Below are 18,895 nucleotides of genomic sequence, written 5' to 3' on the forward strand. Positions count from 1 at the left end.
TGTGGCTCGCGGCACGGGGCGAACCGGATCACCGTCGGCTGCGTCTTCCCGGGCCGAAGGGGCTTTCGACCTGTTCGACCTGTGGGACGTGGGGGGAACACCGTATGGACATCCGTCGACCGCGGCTGCCGCGCACTCGTGCCGGCCGGCGGCGGCTGGTGCAGGCCGTGATGGCTGGGTGCGTGCTCGCGCTGCTGCCGGCCACCTGGCTGTACGTGTCCACGGCCGACCGGCTCGGTACGACCGCCGACGCGCCGCGCACCGAGGTCGCCGTCGTGTTCGGCGCCGGCCTGTGGGACGGCGAGCCCTCGCCGTACCTCGCGCACCGGCTGGACGCGGCGGCGAAGCTGTACCGGGAGGGCCGTATCGAGGTCGTGCTCGTGACGGGGGACAACAGCCGCGAGGACTACGACGAGCCCGACGCCATGCGTACCTATCTGACCGGCCACGGGGTGCCCGACGCGCGGATCGTCAGCGACTACGCCGGTTTCGACACCTGGGACTCCTGCGTCCGCGCCAAGAAGATCTTCGGCGTCGACCGGGCCGTACTGATCAGCCAGGACTTCCACATCCGGCGGGCCGTCGCCCTGTGCGAGGCGGCGGGGGTGGACTCCTACGGCGTCGGGGTCGCCGCCAAACACGACGTGACCTGGTACTACGGGGGCGCCCGGGAGGTGCTCGCGGCCGGCAAGGCGGCCCTGGACGCGGTGTTCGAGCCGGACCCCAGGTTCCTCGGGCCGAAGGAAGCGGGAGTGACGAAGGCGCTCGCCGGCGCCCGGTGAGTGACGGGCGCCTCACGGCGGGCCCGGTGCGGTGAGGAGGGCACCACCACACCGCCGTAACAGGAGACCGCACGGCGCGTAACACGGCCGAAGCACGCTGGGGCGCATGCCGACCACTTCGACGCCCACCCACTGCCCGTACTGCGCCTTGCAGTGCGGGATGGCCCTGTCGCCCCTGCCCACGGGGGGCGTCGAGGTGGTCGAGCGCCCGGACTTCCCGGTGAACCGGGGCGCGCTGTGCGGCAAGGGCCGTACGGCGCCCGCCGTGCTCTCCTCCCGGGTGCGGCTGACCACCCCGCTGGTGCGGTCCGGCGGCTCGCTCGTGCCGGCCACCTGGGAGGAGGCGCTGGACCGGATCGCCGCGGAGTTCGGCAGGCTGCGCGCCGAGCACGGGGCCGACACGCTCGGCGTGTTCGGCGGGGGCGGGCTGACGAACGAGAAGGCGTACGCGCTCGGCAAGTTCGCGCGGGTCGTGCTCGGCACCTCGCAGATCGACTACAACGGCCGCTTCTGCATGTCGTCCGCGGCGGCGGCCGGCATCAAGGCGTTCGGGCTCGACCGGGGGCTGCCGTTCCCGCTGGAGGACATCCCGAGGACGGGGTGCGTGATCCTGGTCGGATCCAACCTCGCGGAGACCATGCCGCCCGCCCTGCGGTTCTTCAACGAGCTGCGGGAGAACGGCGGCACGCTCGTCGTGATCGACCCGCGCCGCACGAAGACCGCCGAGCAGGCCGACCTGCACCTCGCGCCCCGGCCGGGGACGGATCTCGCGCTGGCGCTGGGTCTGCTGCACCTGATCGTCGCCGAGGGGCGGGTCGACGAGGAGTACGTGCGGGAGCGGACCACCGGCTGGGAGGACGCGCGGGCGGCCGCCATGGCGCACTGGCCGGAGTACGTGGAGCGGATCACGGGGGTGTCCGTTCCCGAACTCCGGGAGACCGTAAGGCTGTTCTGCGAGCCGGAGGCCGCGATGGTGCTCACCGCGCGCGGGCCCGAGCAGCAGTCCAAGGGCACCGACACGGTCGGCGCGTGGATCAACCTCTGCCTGGCGACCGGCCGGGCCGGGCGGCCGCTCAGCGGCTACGGCTGTCTGACCGGGCAGGGCAACGGGCAGGGCGGGCGTGAGCACGGCCAGAAGGCCGACCAGCTGCCCGGCTACCGCAAGCTGGACGACCCGGCGGCCCGGCGGCACGTCGCCGAGGTGTGGGGCGTGGACCCGGACTCGCTGCCCGGGCCCGGGCGCAGCGCGTACGAGCTGCTGGACGCGCTGGGGTCCGACGTCCGGTCGCTGCTGCTGATGGGGTCGAACCCGGTGGTGTCGGCGCCGCGCGCCGCGCACATCGAGGAGCGCATCAGGTCCCTCGAGTTCCTCGCCGTCTGCGATGTCGTCCTGTCGGAGACGGCGGCCCTCGCGGACGTCGTCCTGCCGGTCACCCAGTGGGCGGAGGAGACGGGGACGACGACCAGCCTGGAGGGACGGGTCCTGCTGCGCCGCCGGGCGCTCACCGCGCCGGAGGGGGTGCGCAGCGACCTGGAGGTCCTGCACGAGCTGGCGGCACGGCTGGGCGTCGAGAAGGGGTTCCCGACCGAGCCCGAGGAGGTCTTCGAGGAACTCCGGCGGGCCAGCGCGGGCGGCGTCGCGGACTACTCCGGCATCTCCTACGACCGGCTGGCGGAGGGGAACGGGGCCGGACTGTTCTGGCCCTGCCCGGCGGAGACGGAAGCGGCCCCGGAGCCTGGGGCGGAGGCACGGGCACAGGGCGGAGAGGGCGACGGGCCGCAGGGCCTGGAGGGTGATGGACGGCCGGGCCTGGAGGGTGATGGACGGCCGGGCCTGGAGGGCGACGGGCCGCAGGGCCTGGAGGGCGATGGACGGCCGGGCCTGGAGGGCGACGGGCGGCCGGCCGGTACGCCCCGGCTCTTCCTCGACCGGTTCGCCACGGAGGACGGCCGGGCACGCTTCGTGCCGGTCTCGCACCGGCCGGCCGCGGAGGAACCTGACGACGACTACCCCGTCCTGCTCACCACCGGGCGGGTCGTGGCGCAGTACCAGTCCGGCGCGCAGACCCGCCGGGTGGACGAGCTGAACGCCGCCGCGCCCGGCCCGTTCGTGGAACTGCACCCCCGCCTGGCGGCGCGGCTCGGCGCGGCCGAGGGCGACCCGCTGGCCGTGGTGTCCCGGCGCGGACGGGCGGTGGCCCCGGCGCGGATCACCACCGGGATCCGCCCCGACACCGTCTTCATGCCCTTCCACTGGCCGGGCGAGGGCCGCGTCAACACCCTGACCAACCCGGCACTGGACCCGACCTCACGCATGCCGGAGTTCAAGGTGTGCGCGGTCCGGGTGGAGATCGCCGACTAGCCGATCACCGCGACCGACCGACCGGCGATCGGCCGCGACCAGCCTGCCGCCGCCGTACGTCCGCCGCCGCCGTCGGCCGGTCGCCGCCGTCAGCCCGCGGCCGTCCAGCCGGGGATCGCGGGCAGGACCTTCTGTGCGATGTTCAGCAGGGCCGAGTCGTCCGGTCGCACGGCGTCCTGTCGCCAGATGGCGAGTTCATAGGAGCCGCCGCCGTCCTTGGTGTCCGGGGCGACGACGAGAGTGCGGGCGATGCCACCGGCGCCGGTCTCGGCCTTGCCGCCGCCGAGGTCGAAGCTGAAGGCGATCGTGCGGCTCGAGCAGAGCACCGCGGGGTGGCCCAGGACCGTCTTCGGCTCCGCTTCCTCCAGCAGGTCCGCCATCCCCGCGACGGGGAGTTCGTCATACGACCGCGAGAGCTTCACGGTGTAGGTGTCCAGTTGGACGGTCCCCTCCGGGCTGGGGATCTCGGTGCCGCCCGCCATCTTGACCGCGCCGTCGCTGCCGTAGGCCGTCAGCGCGTGCTCCTGCGGAGTGCCGAGAAGCGTCGGCAGGTCCGCGCGGTTCAGCGCCGTGCACAGCTCCGTCCCGGAGACGCGGTGCGCCGCGTGCGCCTTCTCGGTGGCCTTCTCGTCCTCCTCGTCGACGCGGCAGACCGCCGGCTTGTCGACGGCCGAGGCGTCGTTCCTCTGGATCACGTACAGCCCGCCCCCGAGCGCCCCGACCACCACCAACGCCGCGACTGCCTGAGCCCACGCGTTCGGGCCCTTCTCGGGCGCTGCCACTGTTTCGGCCATGTCCCCCGTACCCCCCATTACCCCCGGTACCCCCTGCTCGCGCCGGATGCGCGCGCAGGGATGCTAACGGGTGATCCAGCCACGGGGAAGGGAGTTCCTGACCAGTAGGTCACATCCAGCGGCCGCGCACCGTGCGAACCCCCGCCGCCCGTCGCCGTCCGCTCCGCCTCACGTCGTCGCCCCGGTTCCGGAAGGGGCGATTCAAAGCCGGTACAGAGCGGGGAAGCCTTCGAGCCGCAGGGTCTCCAGGTCCGCCTGGAGGCCGTCCTTCACATAGGCGGGAAACTCGGCGAAGGGCCGGAAAGCGGCCGTCTTGAAATAGGCGGCCTTCCTCGTCTCACGCGGACGGCTCCGCACCGCTTCCAGGTGCGGGAGCATGTCCCACGGCCGGGCGAACCACAGGCCCACGCCTTCGAACCGCTCGGTCGGCGCATGCGCCCGCCCGATGATCTGGGCATGGACCAAGAACACGGGAACGTTCAGCGCCGCCGCGGCCGCGTCGATGTCGTCGCAGTCGGTGGTGTCGAGCTGGAAAAGGGCCATGGCATTTCCCAGGCCACCACCCCCGGGGAGCGCGCTGCGGCCGCTTTTGAGCTCGACGCCCAGGACCGTGCCACCCGATGCGTCCTCGGCCACGAAGTCCGCCTTCGCCTCCCGGTCCGCGTCCGACCGCTTGCCCCGCGGGCGCAACTGGACGGGATCGGTCTCCCGCAGTACCAGTTCCGGTGCCGACCCCGGCGCGCCCCGGAACATGCTCGCCCACGTCCGCTCGACGTACCTGACGGATGCGAGACCCCGCCCGAGAGACCGGACGACACGGTCACAGGTGCCGCAGAGGAACCACTGGGAGAGACGGACCTCTCCGAATCCGTTGCAGTGGCCGCAGAACCCCTCGATCCGCTCGCCCGAGACCCATTGCGGGCTCCGGTCCCCGAAAGACTGGTGAGCGAAGGCGTCCCTGCACGCGTCGCACAGGAAGTAGGACCGCAGTTCCGCGTCCCGGGCCGTTTCGGAATGGCGGGCGCATTCGTAGGCGCCGTAGGGATCGGCGGCCAGCGACAGCCCGGCTTTCGCCAGCGCTCCCATGATTCTGTCGAAAGTGGCCGCCCCGATTCCGGGCAGCGACCGGAGTTCCCGCGCGTTCAGCTTGAGCAACTGCTCGATATCGGCGATCTCGGCTCCCAGCAGCCGCTGCTCCACCGAGCGCTCGAACGACACCTCCGTACCGCTGAACTGCACGACTCCCCCTGCCTGTTGACCCGACCGGGCGGACAACCTAACAAGGAAAGGGCCGCGGGATCGAATGGGATCAGACAGGAGTCCGGGGCCATTTCGTGAGGTATCGCCGCAAATATGGGACATGGGGACGGAAGTGCGTACGTCGGTCCGCCGGCTGCTTAGGCTATGGGCATGGCAACGGAAGCACCCGCACTGACGACCGACCTCGTTCTCCGCACGGAGAGCAGGCGGAAGGAGTCGTCGGCCGCCCTCGATGCCGGACGACGCGGCGAGCTCGGCCAGTTCTTCACTCCGGCGCCCGCCGCCGATTTCATCGCTTCCCTCATCAAGCTGCCCCGCGGCGGCAGCGTACGCATCCTGGATCCGGGGGCCGGAGCCGGTTCGCTGACGGCATCGCTGGTCGCGCGGCTCATCGAGGAGAGCCCCGAGCTGAAGATCAGCGTCACGGCCTGCGAGGTCGATCCACAGCTGCACACCGCGCTGCAAGCCACACTCGACGACTGTGTCGACACCGCGGCCCGTCTCGGCGCCCACGTGGACGTGCGTCTCGTACGGGGTGACTTCATCGCGTGGGCCACCGGGACGGACAGAATGTCCGGTCAGCCGCCCGAGCCCTTCGATTTCGTCATCATGAACCCGCCGTACAAGAAGCTCGCGGCGAATTCGCGCGAGCGGAAGAGTGTCGCCGCGGTCAGTACCGAGACGAGCAATCTGTACTCGGCTTTCATGGCTCTGGGGGTCCACCTCCTGAGCGACGGCGGCCAGCTCATGGCCATCACTCCCCGCAGTTTCACCAACGGCCCGTACTTCCGCCCCTTCCGTAAGTACTTCCTGGAGCGCATGCACCTCGACCGGGTGCATGTGTTCGAGGCACGCAACCGGGTGTTCGCCGACACCGACGTCCTGCAGGAGAACGTCATCTTCGCGGCCACCCGGACGGACGGTGCCGAGCGAGGACCGGTCGTGGTGTCGACCAGCCGAAGCTACTCCGAAGCAGTCCGCCAGCGCTCCGCGCCGTACGCGGAGGTGGTGCACCCCGAGGACCGTGAGCACTTCATCCACATCAGTGCCGACGAAGAGGACACGGCGCTCGCCGCTTCCCACGCGAGCCTGCCCTGCGCACTCCCCGATCTGGACCTTCAGGTGTCGACAGGGCGCGTGGTCGACTTCCGCAGCCGGGAACATCTCCGGCCCGACGACATGCCCGGAGCCGTCCCGCTGATCTATCCCCTCCACATGGGGCAGGGCGTCATCAGATGGCCGGTCCGGGGAGCGAGGAAGAACAACGCCATCATGCTCAACCCGCAGACGGAGAAGCTCACTTTTCCGTTGGGCCACTACGTGGTGGTCAAGCGTCTGTCCTCGAAGGAGGAGAAGCGTCGCGTCGTCGCCGTGGTGTTCGACCCCGAGCAGATTCCCTGCGAACGTATCGGCTTCGAGAATCACGTCAACGTCTTCCACTCGAACGGCTCCGGGCTCCCCGGTGAGGTGGCCCGAGGACTGTGCCTCTGGCTCAATTCCACGATCCTCGACCGCTATGTCCGCCGCTTCAGCGGACATACCCAGGTGAACGCCACCGACCTGCGGAACCTGCGGTACCCGAACATGGCGCAGCTCTCGGCCATGGGACGTTCCTGGCGCAGCGGGAGCTGGCCGGCGCAGGAGGAGATCGACGAGGTCGTCCGGCGGAACGTCGACTGAACCGTTCGGGGAAAGGGCGAAAGGGCCCGCCCCGTGACGTGCAGGGCGGGCCCTCTTCACGGTTGGTCAGTTGACGTTGACCGCGGTCCAGGCCGCTGCCACCGCGTTGTATTCCGTGGTGCCCGTGCCGTAGAGGTCGCGGGCCGCGTTCAGGGTGGCTGTTCTCGCCGCCGCGTAGTTCGTCGAGGACGTCATGTAGACGGTCAGGGCGCGGTACCAGATCGCGCCGAGCTTCTCGCGGCCGATGCCGGTGAGCGTCGAGCCGTTGTACGTCGGGGAGTTGTAGGTGACGCCGTTGACGGTCTTCGTGCCGCTGCCCTCCGCGAGGAGGTAGGCGAAGTGGTTGGCGACCCCGGAGGAGTAGTGGACGTCGAGGTTGCCGACCGAACTGCTCCAGTAGTCGGCGGAGTTGCCGTCCTTGCTCGGCTTGTCCATGTAGCGCAGGGCGTCCCGGCCGAAGCCGGAGCGGACGATCTTCTCGCCGATGAGGTAGTCGCCGGTGTCCGAGGAGTTCCCGGCGTAGAACTCGACCAGGCTGCCGAAGATGTCGGACGTCGCCTCGTTCAGGCCACCGGACTCGCCCGAGTAGGTCAGCTTGGCCGTCTTCGAGGTCACGCCGTGGGACATCTCGTGACCGGCCACGTCCAGCGCGACCAGCGGGCCCAGTTGGGTGCCGTCACCGTCGCCGTAGGTCATGCAGAAGCAACTGTCGTCCCAGAAGGCGTTGTTGTAGCTGTTGCCGTAGTGGACGCGGTTGTAGGAGCCCTTGCCGTCGTTGCCGATGCCGTTCCGGCCATGCACGTTCTTGTAGTAGTCCCAGGTCACGTCGGTGCCGTACTGGGCGTCGACCGCGGCCGTGGAGCGGTCCGCCGTGGCGCCGGTGCCCCAGTGGTTGTCGGCGTCCGTGAAGAGGGTCGCCGGGGCGCGGCTGATGCAGATCCCGAAGATGCACAGGTCGGTCTTGTTGGCCGCGTCGCCGGTGTAGGTGTTGCCGCGTGTCGGGTCCTTGAGCTGGTACGTCGATCCCGAGAGGGTCGTCTCCAGCGGGACCGTGCCGCCGTACAGGGACCTGCCGTCTCCCGAGGCGGTCTCGATGGTGTCCCAGGCGTCGATCTGGGCGCCGGTGCGCGCGTCGGTCAGCACCGCGCGGGCGACCGGGTTGCCGAGGGTGTCCAGGGCGACGACGTCGGTGCGCCAGGCCAGTCTCGGGGCGCCGTGCAGCGCGTCGACGACCAGCTGCGGCTTGGCCTTCGGCTGCTTCAGCGTCTCCCCGAGGTGGGCGGCGCGCAGGGCGTTCACGGCGACGTCGGCGGCCTCCGGGGCGGACACCTCCGGGGTGATGCCGGACAGCGAGATCACCCTCCCCGTCGCCCGGTCGGCGCTGCGGTACGCGCCGTCGGGGGCCAGGTGGACGACGAAGTCGCCGCCCAGGACCGGCAGTCGGCGGTAGGTGCGGTCGTAGCGGACGTGCTGGGTGCCGTCCTTGTCGATGACCACGTCACGGACGGTGGTGTCCTGCACGGAGGTGAGGCCGAGAGCGGCCGCGCGGTCGGCGAGGACCGCCGCGGCGTTGTCGAGCGCCGTCGCCCGGGTCGGTCTGTCGGCCGCGTCGGCGACCGGGGAGAGCACGGCGGCCAGGAGCGTGGCCGTGGTCGCGGCGATACCGGCGGTGGCGAGACGGGAACCTCGGACGTGCTGCCGTATCCGACTCATCAGTGTCTTCGGTCTCCTCGGAAAGGCGCCGTGGGGGGCGCGTGTGGGGGTGGCCTGGGGAGGTCGGTCTGTGGGTGGCCTGTGAGGTGGCGCTGATGTCGTCCTGGCATTTAAGAGGGCATGACATGTCATGTCCATAGCGCATGCGCGGTGGACCGGTGAGGGGGCGGTGAGGGGAGAGAATCGTTTCCGTGAGCGCCCCGGAACTCCCCTTCTTCGTCTACGGCACCCTCCGCCCCGGCGAGGTCAACCACGACCTCCTCCTGCGCGGTCGCACCCTCCGCGAGGAACCGGCCCGGCTGGCCGGGGCGGTGCTGTACCGGGGGCCCGGCTACCCCTACGCGGTGGAGGAGCCGGGCGGGACGGTGGCCGGCGAACTCGTCACACCCCGCCCGGAGGCGTACGCGCGGCTGCTCGCCGAGCTCGACCGGCTGGAGGAGTACGTGCCGGGCGACCCGCGCAACCTGTACGAGCGGGTCGAGCGCGAGGTGCGGGTCCGAGGGGCCGACCGCCTCACCGTGTCCACCGTGCGCGCCTGGGTGTACGTCGCCGCACCCGGCGTCGCCGACCGGCTGCGGGCCCGGGGCGAGCTGATCGAGAGCGGTGACTGGCTCGTGCGGCCGTGACCCGCACGGCGGGGACGGTCACCCGTTCACCCGCCCTGCGGGCGGTTTTCCGCGCGGCGCCGTCCACACGGCGGTGACCTGGTGAAACGCGGGCAGCCGCCACCCTCCCGGCCGGGAATCTGACACCCATTCATCCCATTACTGACACTCCCTCAGGAAGCGCGCTCGGCCCGCTGCGACTTACCTCGGAAGGGCAGGCAGACTCGAAGAGCTCGAAGGAGCACCGATGCGACGCACCGCCCGTCGTACCGCACGCCGCACCGCCCGTCGTGGCGCCCGTCGTACCGCGCACCTGCTGGCCGGTGCCGCGCTCGCCGTCGTCGCCACGGCCGGGTCCGCGGCGCCCGCCCAGGGCGCCGGTACCGGTACCCGTGCCGGGAGCCTGGAGGTGTATCCCTCCACCGCGGTGCCGGGCGGACAGGTCTCGGTGAACACGGCGGCGTGCGGGGACGGCGGAGCGGCGACGGGCGACGCCGGGGCGGTGGGCGCAGGTCGCTTCCCGCTCGCGCCCAGCGCGCACGAGGGCGAGGCGATCGGGCAGTTCCGGGTACCGCCGAGCGCGCAGCCGGGGACGTACGAGATCGTCGCGGAGTGCGCCACGGGCGGGCGGCGCGTCACCGGGGACCTGGTGGTCGTGCTGGCGTCCGACCGGCAGCCGTTGCATCCGCGAGGAAGTGTGAAGACGGGGGTCGGCGGCGCACTGGGCCCCGACCCCGTACAGACCGCGGCCGGTGTGGCGGCTCTCGCCGTCGCCGCCGCGGGCGGTACCTGGCTCCTGCATCGCCGGGCGAGAGGCGACGGGATCTGACGGACACCCTCCGCTGTCCGTCCGCCGGTACCGCATGTCCCCTCCCCCTCCGGGTCCGACGCCCCTCGCGGCCCGGAGGGGGAACGGGGTTCCCCCTGGTCAGTACGGGGTGCCCCTGATACAGGGAGGGGTTCCCCCCTGGTGCGGGTGGGGGTTCCCCTGATGCAGGAAGGGTCCGGTATGCGCAGGGTCGGCAACACCGCCATAGCGGCCGTCACCGTGATCGCTCTGGGCAGCGGTGCCTGGCTGCTGCACAGCGGCGCCGAGACACACGCCCCGCCGCAGCCCTCCGCGGCACAGCGTCACTCGGCCGGCCCCGACGCGGAGGCCCGTTCCGCCCCACCGCTGCCGGCCTCCCCGCCCGACCGGGTCCGCATCCCCGCGATCCATGTGGACGCCCCGTTGACGGGCCTCGCCCTCACCCCGTCCGGCAGCCTCGACGTCCCGCCCGCCGAGAAGAAGAACCTGGCCGGCTGGTACGAGGCCGGCACCACCCCCGGCGAGACGGGCACGGCGATCGTCGCCGGCCATGTGGACAACGCCGACGGCCCCGCCGTCTTCTACGACCTGGGCGCCCTGCGCAAGGGCAGCGCGATCGAGGTGGACCGGCGGGACGGAAGCGTGGCGGTGTTCACCGTGGACGCCGTCGAGGTCTACCAGGCACGCGACTTCCCCGACGAGAAGGTGTACGGGGCGGCGAGCAGACCGGAGCTGCGGGTGATCACCTGCGGCGGGGGCTACACGAAGTCGACCGGCTATCAGGGGAACATCGTCGTCTTCGCCCACCTCACGTCCTCACACGCCTAGCCGAGTCGCGTCGCCTCTCCCGACGCCGACACCCCCGCACCCCCGCACCCCCGCACCCCCGCACCCCCGCACCCCCGCACCCCGACTATCCGTGTCCTCGGACATCTGTGTCCTCGCGGCTTCCCAGGTCGGCTGGAGCCGGGCGCCCAGGTCGCCGTCCGCGCCACCCGGCGATTGCTTCGGACGTGTCGCGAATCTGTTAACTCCCCGCGTTTCAGGGGGAGATGGCCGATGATCGGAGCATGCGTTCACAGGACCAGCAGGACACCGCCGCTCGTCCCGCCCGCACCACACCGGCCGCGGCGCGCTCGACCGACGCCGCCGGTGCGGGCCGTTCCGCCGGTCCGGCCGGACCGGCGGGACCGGTCGGTCCGGCCGGACCCGTCGGCCTGAGCGGGCCGGCCGGACCCGCCGGCCTCGCCGGGCCGATCGGACTCGCCGGACAGATCGGCCTCGCCGGACCGGACGTACCGGCGGGACCGCTCGGAACGTCCGGACCGGCCGGGGCCGGAGTCGCGCCGTCCGCCGGGCAGTTGCTGGCGCTACAGCGCACGGCCGGCAACGCCGCCGTCGTCCAGGCACTGGAGCGGCAGCGGCAGGCCGGGCGCCACACCCACGGTCCCTCCTGCGGTCACCTCGACCCCGCACCCGTACAACGCCGGGCGCCGGAGAACTCCCCCGGCCAGGACGCCACCACCGCCGTACAGCGCCATGTGCACGGCCCCTCCTGCGGTCACCGCGACTCCCTCCCCGTGCAGCGTCACGCGCACGGCCCTTCCTGCGGGCATGACGGCTCAGCGCCCGTGCAGCGTTCGTCCGTGCCGGATGTGCTGCGCACCGCCGGACAGCCGCTGGACGGGGCGGTCCGCACGGAGATGGAGGCGCGGCTGGGCGCCGACTTCTCCGACGTGCGGCTGCACACCGGGCCGACCGCCCAGCGCTCGGCGGACGAGGTGGGCGCCCGGGCCTACACCTCCGGCAGCCATGTCGTCATCGGCGCCGGGGGTGCCGACCGGCACACCCTGGCCCATGAGCTGACGCACGTCATCCAGCAGCGTCAGGGGCCGGTCGCCGGTACCGACAACGGCTCGGGGCTCAGCGTCTCGGACCCCTCCGACCGCTTCGAACGCGCGGCGGAGGACAACGCCCGCCGTGTGCTGGCCGGTCCCGCGCCCACCGCGGCCCCCGTACAGCGGGCGGAAGCCGCCCCCACCGACAAGGCTCCCGTACAGCGCACGGAGGCCGCGCCCACCGAGGAGCCGCCCGTGCGGCACGCGGAGGCCACGCCCACCGAGGAGGCAGCGCCCGTGCAGCGGACGGCGGCCGCTCCCGTGCGCACCGCGGGCGGCGAGATCGCCGTCCAGCGCATGCACGGCGGCGAAGCGCCCTTCGATCACGCCCAGTACTACGCGAAGACCGGCTGGCAGGAGGCGGCCGAGGAGTTCGAGAAGCGGCTCGGCGCGTACTCGTTCGGGCATCCGAGGGCGCTCGCCGCGGCCCGCAAGACCGTGTCCCGGCTCAAGCAGCTGCTCATCGCCTACGCCCGCACCGAGCACAAGGACGTCGCCCTCGCCAACAAGTCGTTCTTCAAGGACGACAAGACGAGCGCCGGACAGGTGGGCGAGGGCATGACCACCGCCCAGATCAACGAGTTCTTCGCCCGCGACGGCAACGTCCGCGAGCTGATCACGGCCGTCTACAACGCCGCCTACTACAACAAGGGCGCGGAGCTCTCCCTCAAGGACATCCTCAACGGGATCATCGGGCCCAAGCCGCAGCTCGCCTCCACCCTCGGGATGAACCAGGAGGAGCTGAAGAAACACTCCGCGTTCCTCAACAGCTACTCCCGTACGGCCCTGTACGCGACGGCGAGCCTGAAGGGCAAGGGCTACAACTACGAGAAGGACCCGTACGCGCTCGGCAACCTGCTGTGGCAGTCGGAACCGGAGACCTTCGCCGGCGACACCCTGGAAATGATCAACAGCCAGGGCCCGCGGACGGAGCGCAGCGAGGCCGACAAGGAGGCCCACCGCAAGACCCCCCGCGACTACGCGGACCGAGGCGCCCCGCTCAGCAGCCGCGAGCTGGACTTCGTGGGCAAGCCCGGCATGGACGACAAGCTCCCGTGGAACGAGGGCACCGCCTACTGGGAGATCCAGCAGAACGAGTCCTGGCCCAAGACGAACGCCGCGCGCGGCATCCCGGTCGTCGCCGGAATGTCAGGCACCACCACCCGGATGCTCAAGACCTTCCAGTGGATCAAGGTGTCCGGGGTGGACGTCTTCGACTACCGGATGGCCGTGATGGGCTGGATGCTGCCGTCCTGGGACCACTCCCTCTACGAGATCCTGCGCGGTTCCTGGGCGGCCGGGGTCAAGGGGCCGGGCGAGTCCGCGGCCAAGGCGGGCAAGGGCGCCGCGCTGATGTACCAGCACATCGCGCCCTTCACGGAAGAGGAGCTGCGGCAGAACGTCTGCCGCGACGGCCAGTTCCCGCACGAGCTGATGTACCTCGCCGAGGCCAACAAGCCCCGGGCGGTCGACCCCGCGGCCAGCGGTTTCACGGAACCCGGCCAGGCCGCGGCGGGCCGGGCGACGGCCAAGTACAACGCCTTCGAGCAGGGCGACACCGCGCCGACCGCGCGGATCGCCCAGTGGAAGGCGGACAACGGCGGGGCCTCCACCACGGCCGTCACCCAGAAGTTCAAGCCCGCCCACGCGACGGCCCTGATGACGTACACCGGCGGGGCCCACCAGATGATCAACTCGGTGGTGCGCAGCCGGCTGCTGCCCGAGGGGTACGCGCCCTACGGCACCGGCGCCCTGGCCACCGCGGGCGCCGAGGCCCTGTCGCTGCGGCAGATCAAGGGTCAGCTCCGCTGGGCCGCCCAGGACCCGGCCCACGAGAAGATACCCACGCTCGACGAGGACCCGGTGATCGCGCCGCAGCTGCCGGCCGCCCGGGGCGCGGACCCGGTGGCCAAGGAGGCGGCGATGGCCGTCATCGACGCGCGGATCGAGATCCTCGCCCCCGGTCTCTTCGAGGAGCTCAAGGCGCACGCCGACATGACGATGGAGGCGCTGAACCGGCTGCCTCCGGTCACCGGCACGGTCTACCGCGGCGACTGGAACGCCGGTGGCGACGAGTCGGTGTACCGGCTCGGCAAGCAGGCCGCGCTGAACTACCGGCCGGGCTCGATCTTCACGTCCTCCTTCGACAGCACCAGCAGGGTGGAGTCCGTGGGGCTGGGCTTCATGCGCGACCAGCGGGTCAGCGGCACGAAGACGCACCGGATCCTGCTGGAGCTGACCCTCGTCGGGAAGTACGGCCGTGACATCGACCCCTTCCACCAGTACCAGGGCCACGAGGCGGAGGTGCTGCTCATGCCGGGCGCGAACTTCAAGGTGGACCGGAGCGAGTGGGTGCAGGACCCGGGTCACAAACCGGCGAACGGCGGCAGCGACTGGTACGAGCACGTCTACGCGACGGAGGTGTAGGGCCCGGCGCGAGGGGCCGCCGGGCGCGGGAGGGCCGCCGGGAGCGAGCGAGGGCACGCGGGCCGGCCCGGCGGGCGGCCCCGGCAGAAGCGAGCGAGAGCACACGGGAGGGCACGCCAGGCGGGCCCGCCCGGAGCGAGCGAGAGCACGCGGGCCGGCCCGGCGGGCGGCCCCGGCGGCAGCGTGCGAGAGCCCGGCGGGCGGCCTCGGCGGGAGCGTGCGAGAGCCCGGCGGGCGGCCTCGGCGGGAGCGTGCGAGGCATCGGCGGGAGCGCGGGGCGCAACCCTCACACCCCCGCCCCCGCCCCGCTGAGGGCAGCGTTCCTCGCGGGAAACAACGGTGATGCGGTCGGGTAACGTCGGCAACGCACGCTCCTGGACATGACCTCGAATTCGCGTGTGGTGGTGATCGGCGCCGGCCTCGCGGGCGTCCGACTCGCCCGCCGGCTCGGCGAGCTGGGCACGCCCGCGCTGCTCATCGGCGAGGAGGAGCACCGGCCCTACAACCGGGTCCTGCTCGCCGAGGTGCTGGCCGGCCGGTACGCCCCCGAGGTGATCGCGCTGCCCACGCCCGCCGGACTGCTCCGGGGCCGGGTCACCGGCATCGACCGCGACCGGCGGACCGTGGCCTGCGCGGACGGCTCGGAGATCGCATACGGCACGCTGGTCCTGGCCACCGGCTCCAACCCGGTGCTGCCGCCGCTGCGCGGTCTGTTCACGCCCGACCACGTCCTGCCGGAGGGCGTCCACGCCTTCCGCACCATGGACGACTGCCTCGGACTGTCGAAGGCGGTACGGCCGGGTGTGCGGGCGGTCGTCATCGGCGGCGGGCTCCTCGGCGTCTCCGCGGCCCGCGCACTCGCGGTACGCGGCGCCCAGGTCGTCCTCGCGCAGCAGGCCGAGCGGCTCATGGAGCGTCAGCTCGACCCGAACGCGTCCAAGCTGGTGCTGCGGCACCTCAGGGACCTCGGCGTCGAGGTCCACACCGAGTGCCGGGTCCGCGACGTGCGCTGCGTCGGCGGCGCCGTCCGCTCGGTCGAGATGGCCGACGGGTACGCCCTCGACGCCGACCTGGTGGTGCTGGCCTGCGGGGTCTCCCCGCGCGCCGGACTCGCCAAGGCGGCCGGGATCGCCGTGCACAAGGGAATCCTGGTCGACGACGAACTCCGCACGTCCGACCCGCACATCCGGGCGATCGGCGACTGCGCCCAGCACGACGGGAACGTGTACGGGCTGGCCGCACCGGCGCTGGAACAGGCGGACGTGCTGGCCGAGTCGCTCGCCGGGGACGCGGGCTCCCGCTACGGCGGCACCCGCGCCCTGACCCGGCTCACCCTCGCCGGGCACACCGCCTTCGACCTCGCCGCGTTCGGCGAGACGGAACCGCGCCCCGGCGACGACGTCGTGCAGCTCGCCGACGCCACCCGGGGCACCTACCGCAAGGTCGTCGTCCGCGACGACCGCCTGGTCGGCGGGGTCCTCGTCGGCGAACTCGGCACCGTCGGCGCGCTGGCGCGCGCCTGGGAGGGAGCAGAGCCGCTCCCCTCCGACGGCGGCCCCCTGCTCCACCTGCTCACCAACGACGGAGGCTCCTGATGACCGCCACCCCCGGGGGCACCCCCACGATCGTGCTCGTCGGCCACGGCATGGTCGGCCAGCGCTTCCTCGAGGCGCTCGCCGAGCGCGGCCTGACCGCCACGCACCGCGTGGTCGTGCTCTGTGAGGAGCCGCGTCCCGCCTACGACCGCGTGCAGCTCACCTCGTACTTCTCGGGCAGGACGCCCGAGGACCTGTCGATGACCGACATGCGGTTCATCGCCGACCACGGCATCGAGCTGTACGTCGGCGACCCCGCGGAGACGGTCGACCGCGAGGCCCGCAAGGTGACGGCCCGCTCGGGACTGGTGGTCGACTACGACATCCTGGTCCTGGCCACCGGCTCCTACCCCTTCGTACCGCCCGTCCCGAACAAGGACGCCGAGGGCTGCTTCGTCTACCGCACGATCGAGGACCTCCTCGCGATCGAGGAGTACGCCAGGACGCGGACGACGGGTGCGGTGGTCGGCGGCGGTCTGCTCGGGCTCGAGGCGGCCGGTGCGCTGAAGGGCCTCGGACTCACCTCGCACATCGTGGAGTTCGCGCCCCGGCTGATGCCGGTCCAGGTCGACGACGGCGGCGGCGCCGCGCTGCTGCGCACCATCGAGGACATGGGGCTGTCCGTCCACACGGGTGTGGGCACCCAGGAGATCGTCGTCGACGAGTCCGGCGCCGTCACCGGGATGAAGCTCTCGGACGGCTCCGAACTCGCCACCGACCTGGTGGTGTTCAGCGCCGGGGTCCGTCCCCGTGACCAGCTGGCCCGTGAGTGCGGTCTGGCGGTCGGCGAGCGCGGCGGCATCGCCGTCGACGAGCAGTGCCGCACGGTGAACGACCCGCACGTGTTCGCGATCGGTGAGTGCGCGCTGGCCGCCGACGGCCGGGTCTACGGCCTGGTGGCCCCCGGTTACGAGCAGGCCGTCACGGTCGCCGCGACCATCGCCGACGACGAGTCCGAGCAGCTGTCCTTCACCGGCGCCGACCTCTCCACCAAGCTGAAGCTGCTCGGCGTGGACGTGGCGTCCTTCGGCGACGCGCACGGCACCGCCGAGGACTGTCTCGACGTCGTCTACTCCGACTCCCGCTCGGGCCTGTACAAGAAGCTGGTCATCGGCCGGGACGGCACCCTGCTCGGCGGCATCCTGGTCGGTGACGCGGAGGCGTACGGCACCCTGCGCGCGTTCACCGGGTCCGTGCCGCCCGTCTCCCCCGAGTCGCTGGTCCTGCCGGCCGGCGCCGGGGAGTCCGTCCAGCTCGGCCCGTCCGCGCTGCCGGACGAGGCGATCGTCTGCTCCTGTCACAACGTGTCGAAGGGCACGATCCGCGGCGCGGTGACGGAGCACTCCTGCACGACCGTGCCCGAGGTGAAGAAGTGCACCAAGGCCGGTACGGGTTGCGGCAGTTGCGTCAAGGTGCTCGGCCAGCTGGTCACCGCCGAGCTGGAGGCGAGCGGCGTCGAGGTCGACAAGGGCCTGTGCGGCTGCTTCGCCCAGACCCGCGAGGAGCTGTACGAGATCGTCCTCGCGCTGCGCATCAACACCTACCAGGACCTCCTCGACCGCTACGGCCGGGACGGCGCCCGGGGCGGTGAGGGCTGCGAGGTCTGCAAGCCGACCGTCGGCTCGATCATCGCCTCCCTCGCCCCGACGATCGGCGCGAGCGGCTATGTCCTGGACGGTGAGCAGGCGGCCCTCCAGGACAGCAACGACCACTTCCTCGCCAACCTCCAGAAGAACGGCTCCTACTCGGTCGTCCCGCGCATCCCCGGCGGTGAGATCACCCCCGAGGGGCTGATCGTGATCGGTCAGATCGCCCGCGACTTCGGCCTCTACACGAAGATCACCGGCGGCCAGCGGATCGACATGTTCGGCGCCCGCGTCGAACAACTCCCTTTGATCTGGACGCGGTTGGTGGACGCCGGCTTCGAGTCCGGCCACGCCTACGGCAAGTCGCTGCGCACGGTGAAGTCCTGCGTCGGCCAGACCTGGTGCCGCTACGGCGTCCAGGACTCCGTCCGCATGGCGATCGACCTGGAGCTGCGCTACCGGGGGCTGCGCTCCCCGCACAAGCTCAAGTCGGCGGTGTCGGGCTGCGCCCGCGAGTGCGCCGAGGCCCAGTCGAAGGACTTCGGCATCATCGCCACCTCCAACGGCTGGAACCTGTACGTCGGCGGCAACGGCGGCGCCACCCCGCGCCACGCCGACCTGCTCGCCCAGGACCTCAGCGACACCGAACTGGTGCGTCTCATCGACCGGTTCCTGATGTTCTACATCCGCACCGCCGACCGTCTGGAGCGCACCTCGACCTGGCTGGACCGGATCCCGGGCGGCCTGGACCACGTACGGGACGTGGTGGTGGAGGACTCGCTCGGCATCTGCGAGGAGCTGGAGTCCCTGATGACCGACCACGTCGCGCACTACGCCGACGAGTGGGCGACCACGATCAACGACCCGGAGAAGCTGGCCCGGTTCGTGTCCTTCGTCAACGCGCCCGACACCCCCGACCCGGTCGTCGGCTTCGTCCCGGAGCGCGACCAGATCAAGCCCGACCTGCCGTTGCTGTCCATCGGCCACCGTCCCCTGGAAGGGAGCGCCCAGCGATGACCCTGGCACTCGAGACGACCGACCTCAAGGTCCAACTGCGTTTGGACGACCAGTGGTTCACGGTCTGTGACCTGAGCCGGCTGATCCCCGGCCGGGGGGTGGCCGCGCTGCTGCCCGACGGCCGCCAGGTCGCCCTGTTCCGGGACCGGGCGGGTGAGCTGTACGCCGTCGACAACCGCGACCCGTTCGGCGGCGCCGCCGTCCTCTCCCGCGGACTGACCGGGACCCATGAGGGCCGCACGTTCGTCGCCTCCCCGCTGCTCAAGCAGCGTTTCGACCTGCTGAGCGGCGAGTGCCTGGACGACGACACGGTACGCATCACGACCTACGAGGTGCGCACGGCCTGACGACCGCCCGCCGCCCACCCC

13 protein-coding genes are annotated in these 18,895 nt (G+C 71.9%); 10 read left to right on the forward strand and 3 right to left on the reverse strand.

Annotation, left to right across the window (positions count from 1 at the left end; translation table 11 throughout):
- Positions 1–104 precede the first annotated feature (104 nt).
- Together AOQ37_RS31470 and AOQ37_RS31475 are read left to right on the forward strand one after the other, a co-directional pair.
- The gene (locus AOQ37_RS31470) at positions 105–782 is read left to right on the forward strand and encodes a SanA/YdcF family protein (protein ID WP_062649374.1); all 678 of its coding nucleotides are present in this window, start codon (positions 105–107) and stop codon (positions 780–782) included.
- A 106-nt stretch (positions 783–888) separates the two neighbouring features.
- The gene (locus AOQ37_RS31475) at positions 889–3,144 is read left to right on the forward strand and encodes a molybdopterin oxidoreductase family protein (protein ID WP_062649376.1); all 2,256 of its coding nucleotides are present in this window, start codon (positions 889–891) and stop codon (positions 3,142–3,144) included.
- 89 nt (positions 3,145–3,233) lie between these two features.
- On the opposite strand, the gene AOQ37_RS31480 is transcribed toward AOQ37_RS31475, so the two are convergent.
- Both AOQ37_RS31480 and AOQ37_RS31485 read right to left on the reverse strand, forming a co-directional pair.
- Complete coding sequence (locus AOQ37_RS31480) at positions 3,234–3,938, reverse strand: DUF6215 domain-containing protein (protein WP_062649378.1); 705 nt, start codon at positions 3,936–3,938, stop codon at positions 3,234–3,236.
- Between the two features lie 201 nt (positions 3,939–4,139).
- Complete coding sequence (locus tag AOQ37_RS31485; RefSeq protein ID WP_062649380.1) at positions 4,140–5,177, reverse strand: helix-hairpin-helix domain-containing protein; 1,038 nt, start codon at positions 5,175–5,177, stop codon at positions 4,140–4,142.
- A gap of 171 nt (positions 5,178–5,348) precedes the next feature.
- Between AOQ37_RS31485 and AOQ37_RS31490 the strand changes: the two genes are divergently transcribed.
- The gene (locus tag AOQ37_RS31490) at positions 5,349–6,878 is read left to right on the forward strand and encodes an Eco57I restriction-modification methylase domain-containing protein (protein WP_063781198.1); all 1,530 of its coding nucleotides are present in this window, start codon (positions 5,349–5,351) and stop codon (positions 6,876–6,878) included.
- Between the two features lie 66 nt (positions 6,879–6,944).
- Here AOQ37_RS31490 and AOQ37_RS31495 read toward each other — a convergent pair whose 3' ends face one another.
- Positions 6,945–8,591 carry a M4 family metallopeptidase gene (locus AOQ37_RS31495; protein WP_062649382.1) on the reverse strand — a complete coding sequence of 549 codons (1,647 nt, stop codon included), beginning with the start codon at positions 8,589–8,591 and terminating at the stop codon, positions 6,945–6,947.
- 191 nt (positions 8,592–8,782) lie between these two features.
- On the opposite strand from AOQ37_RS31495, the gene AOQ37_RS31500 reads away from it, so the two are divergent.
- The 7 genes from AOQ37_RS31500 (at position 8,783) to nirD (ending at position 18,874) form a co-directional block, all read left to right on the forward strand.
- Positions 8,783–9,217 (forward strand): gamma-glutamylcyclotransferase family protein, encoded by a 435-nt coding sequence (locus tag AOQ37_RS31500; RefSeq protein WP_062649384.1) that lies wholly within the window; start codon positions 8,783–8,785, stop codon positions 9,215–9,217.
- A gap of 226 nt (positions 9,218–9,443) precedes the next feature.
- Positions 9,444–10,025 (forward strand): GVDTG sorting domain-containing protein, encoded by a 582-nt coding sequence (locus AOQ37_RS31505; protein ID WP_062649386.1) that lies wholly within the window; start codon positions 9,444–9,446, stop codon positions 10,023–10,025.
- 180 nt (positions 10,026–10,205) lie between these two features.
- A complete protein-coding gene (locus tag AOQ37_RS31510; RefSeq protein ID WP_062649388.1) occupies positions 10,206–10,832 on the forward strand; it encodes a class F sortase in 627 nt (208 codons plus the stop codon).
- 242 nt (positions 10,833–11,074) lie between these two features.
- Positions 11,075–14,329, forward strand: a complete 3,255-nt coding sequence (locus AOQ37_RS31515) for an eCIS core domain-containing protein (protein ID WP_234437060.1) — start codon at positions 11,075–11,077, stop codon at positions 14,327–14,329.
- 380 nt (positions 14,330–14,709) lie between these two features.
- Positions 14,710–15,924 (forward strand): NAD(P)/FAD-dependent oxidoreductase, encoded by a 1,215-nt coding sequence (locus AOQ37_RS31520; protein ID WP_062649390.1) that lies wholly within the window; start codon positions 14,710–14,712, stop codon positions 15,922–15,924.
- The gene (gene nirB / locus AOQ37_RS31525) at positions 15,924–18,527 is read left to right on the forward strand and encodes a nitrite reductase large subunit NirB (protein WP_062649392.1); all 2,604 of its coding nucleotides are present in this window, start codon (positions 15,924–15,926) and stop codon (positions 18,525–18,527) included. The genes AOQ37_RS31520 and nirB overlap by 1 nt, the downstream gene beginning before the upstream one ends.
- Positions 18,524–18,874: a nitrite reductase small subunit NirD gene (gene nirD, locus AOQ37_RS31530; RefSeq protein ID WP_062649394.1), complete on the forward strand. Its 351-nt coding sequence runs from the start codon at positions 18,524–18,526 to the stop codon at positions 18,872–18,874. Before nirB ends, nirD begins: the two co-directional genes overlap by 4 nt.
- Positions 18,875–18,895 lie beyond the last annotated feature (21 nt).

It is taken from the genome of Streptomyces maremycinicus, assembly GCF_001184025.1.
GTDB lineage: Bacteria > Actinomycetota > Actinomycetes > Streptomycetales > Streptomycetaceae > Streptomyces > Streptomyces maremycinicus.

Coding starts and splice junctions, on each gene's coding strand:
- AOQ37_RS31520 (WP_062649390.1), top strand. CDS start 14,710: ATGACCTCGAATTCGCGTGTGGTGGTGATCGGCGCCGGCCTCGCGGGC.
- AOQ37_RS31495 (WP_062649382.1), bottom strand. CDS start 8,591: ATGAGTCGGATACGGCAGCACGTCCGAGGTTCCCGTCTCGCCACCGCC.
- AOQ37_RS31475 (WP_062649376.1), top strand. CDS start 889: ATGCCGACCACTTCGACGCCCACCCACTGCCCGTACTGCGCCTTGCAG.
- nirB (WP_062649392.1), top strand. CDS start 15,924: ATGACCGCCACCCCCGGGGGCACCCCCACGATCGTGCTCGTCGGCCAC.
- nirD (WP_062649394.1), top strand. CDS start 18,524: ATGACCCTGGCACTCGAGACGACCGACCTCAAGGTCCAACTGCGTTTG.
- AOQ37_RS31505 (WP_062649386.1), top strand. CDS start 9,444: ATGCGACGCACCGCCCGTCGTACCGCACGCCGCACCGCCCGTCGTGGC.
- AOQ37_RS31470 (WP_062649374.1), top strand. CDS start 105: ATGGACATCCGTCGACCGCGGCTGCCGCGCACTCGTGCCGGCCGGCGG.
- AOQ37_RS31480 (WP_062649378.1), bottom strand. CDS start 3,938: ATGGCCGAAACAGTGGCAGCGCCCGAGAAGGGCCCGAACGCGTGGGCT.
- AOQ37_RS31515 (WP_234437060.1), top strand. CDS start 11,075: ATGCGTTCACAGGACCAGCAGGACACCGCCGCTCGTCCCGCCCGCACC.
- AOQ37_RS31490 (WP_063781198.1), top strand. CDS start 5,349: ATGGCAACGGAAGCACCCGCACTGACGACCGACCTCGTTCTCCGCACG.
- AOQ37_RS31510 (WP_062649388.1), top strand. CDS start 10,206: ATGCGCAGGGTCGGCAACACCGCCATAGCGGCCGTCACCGTGATCGCT.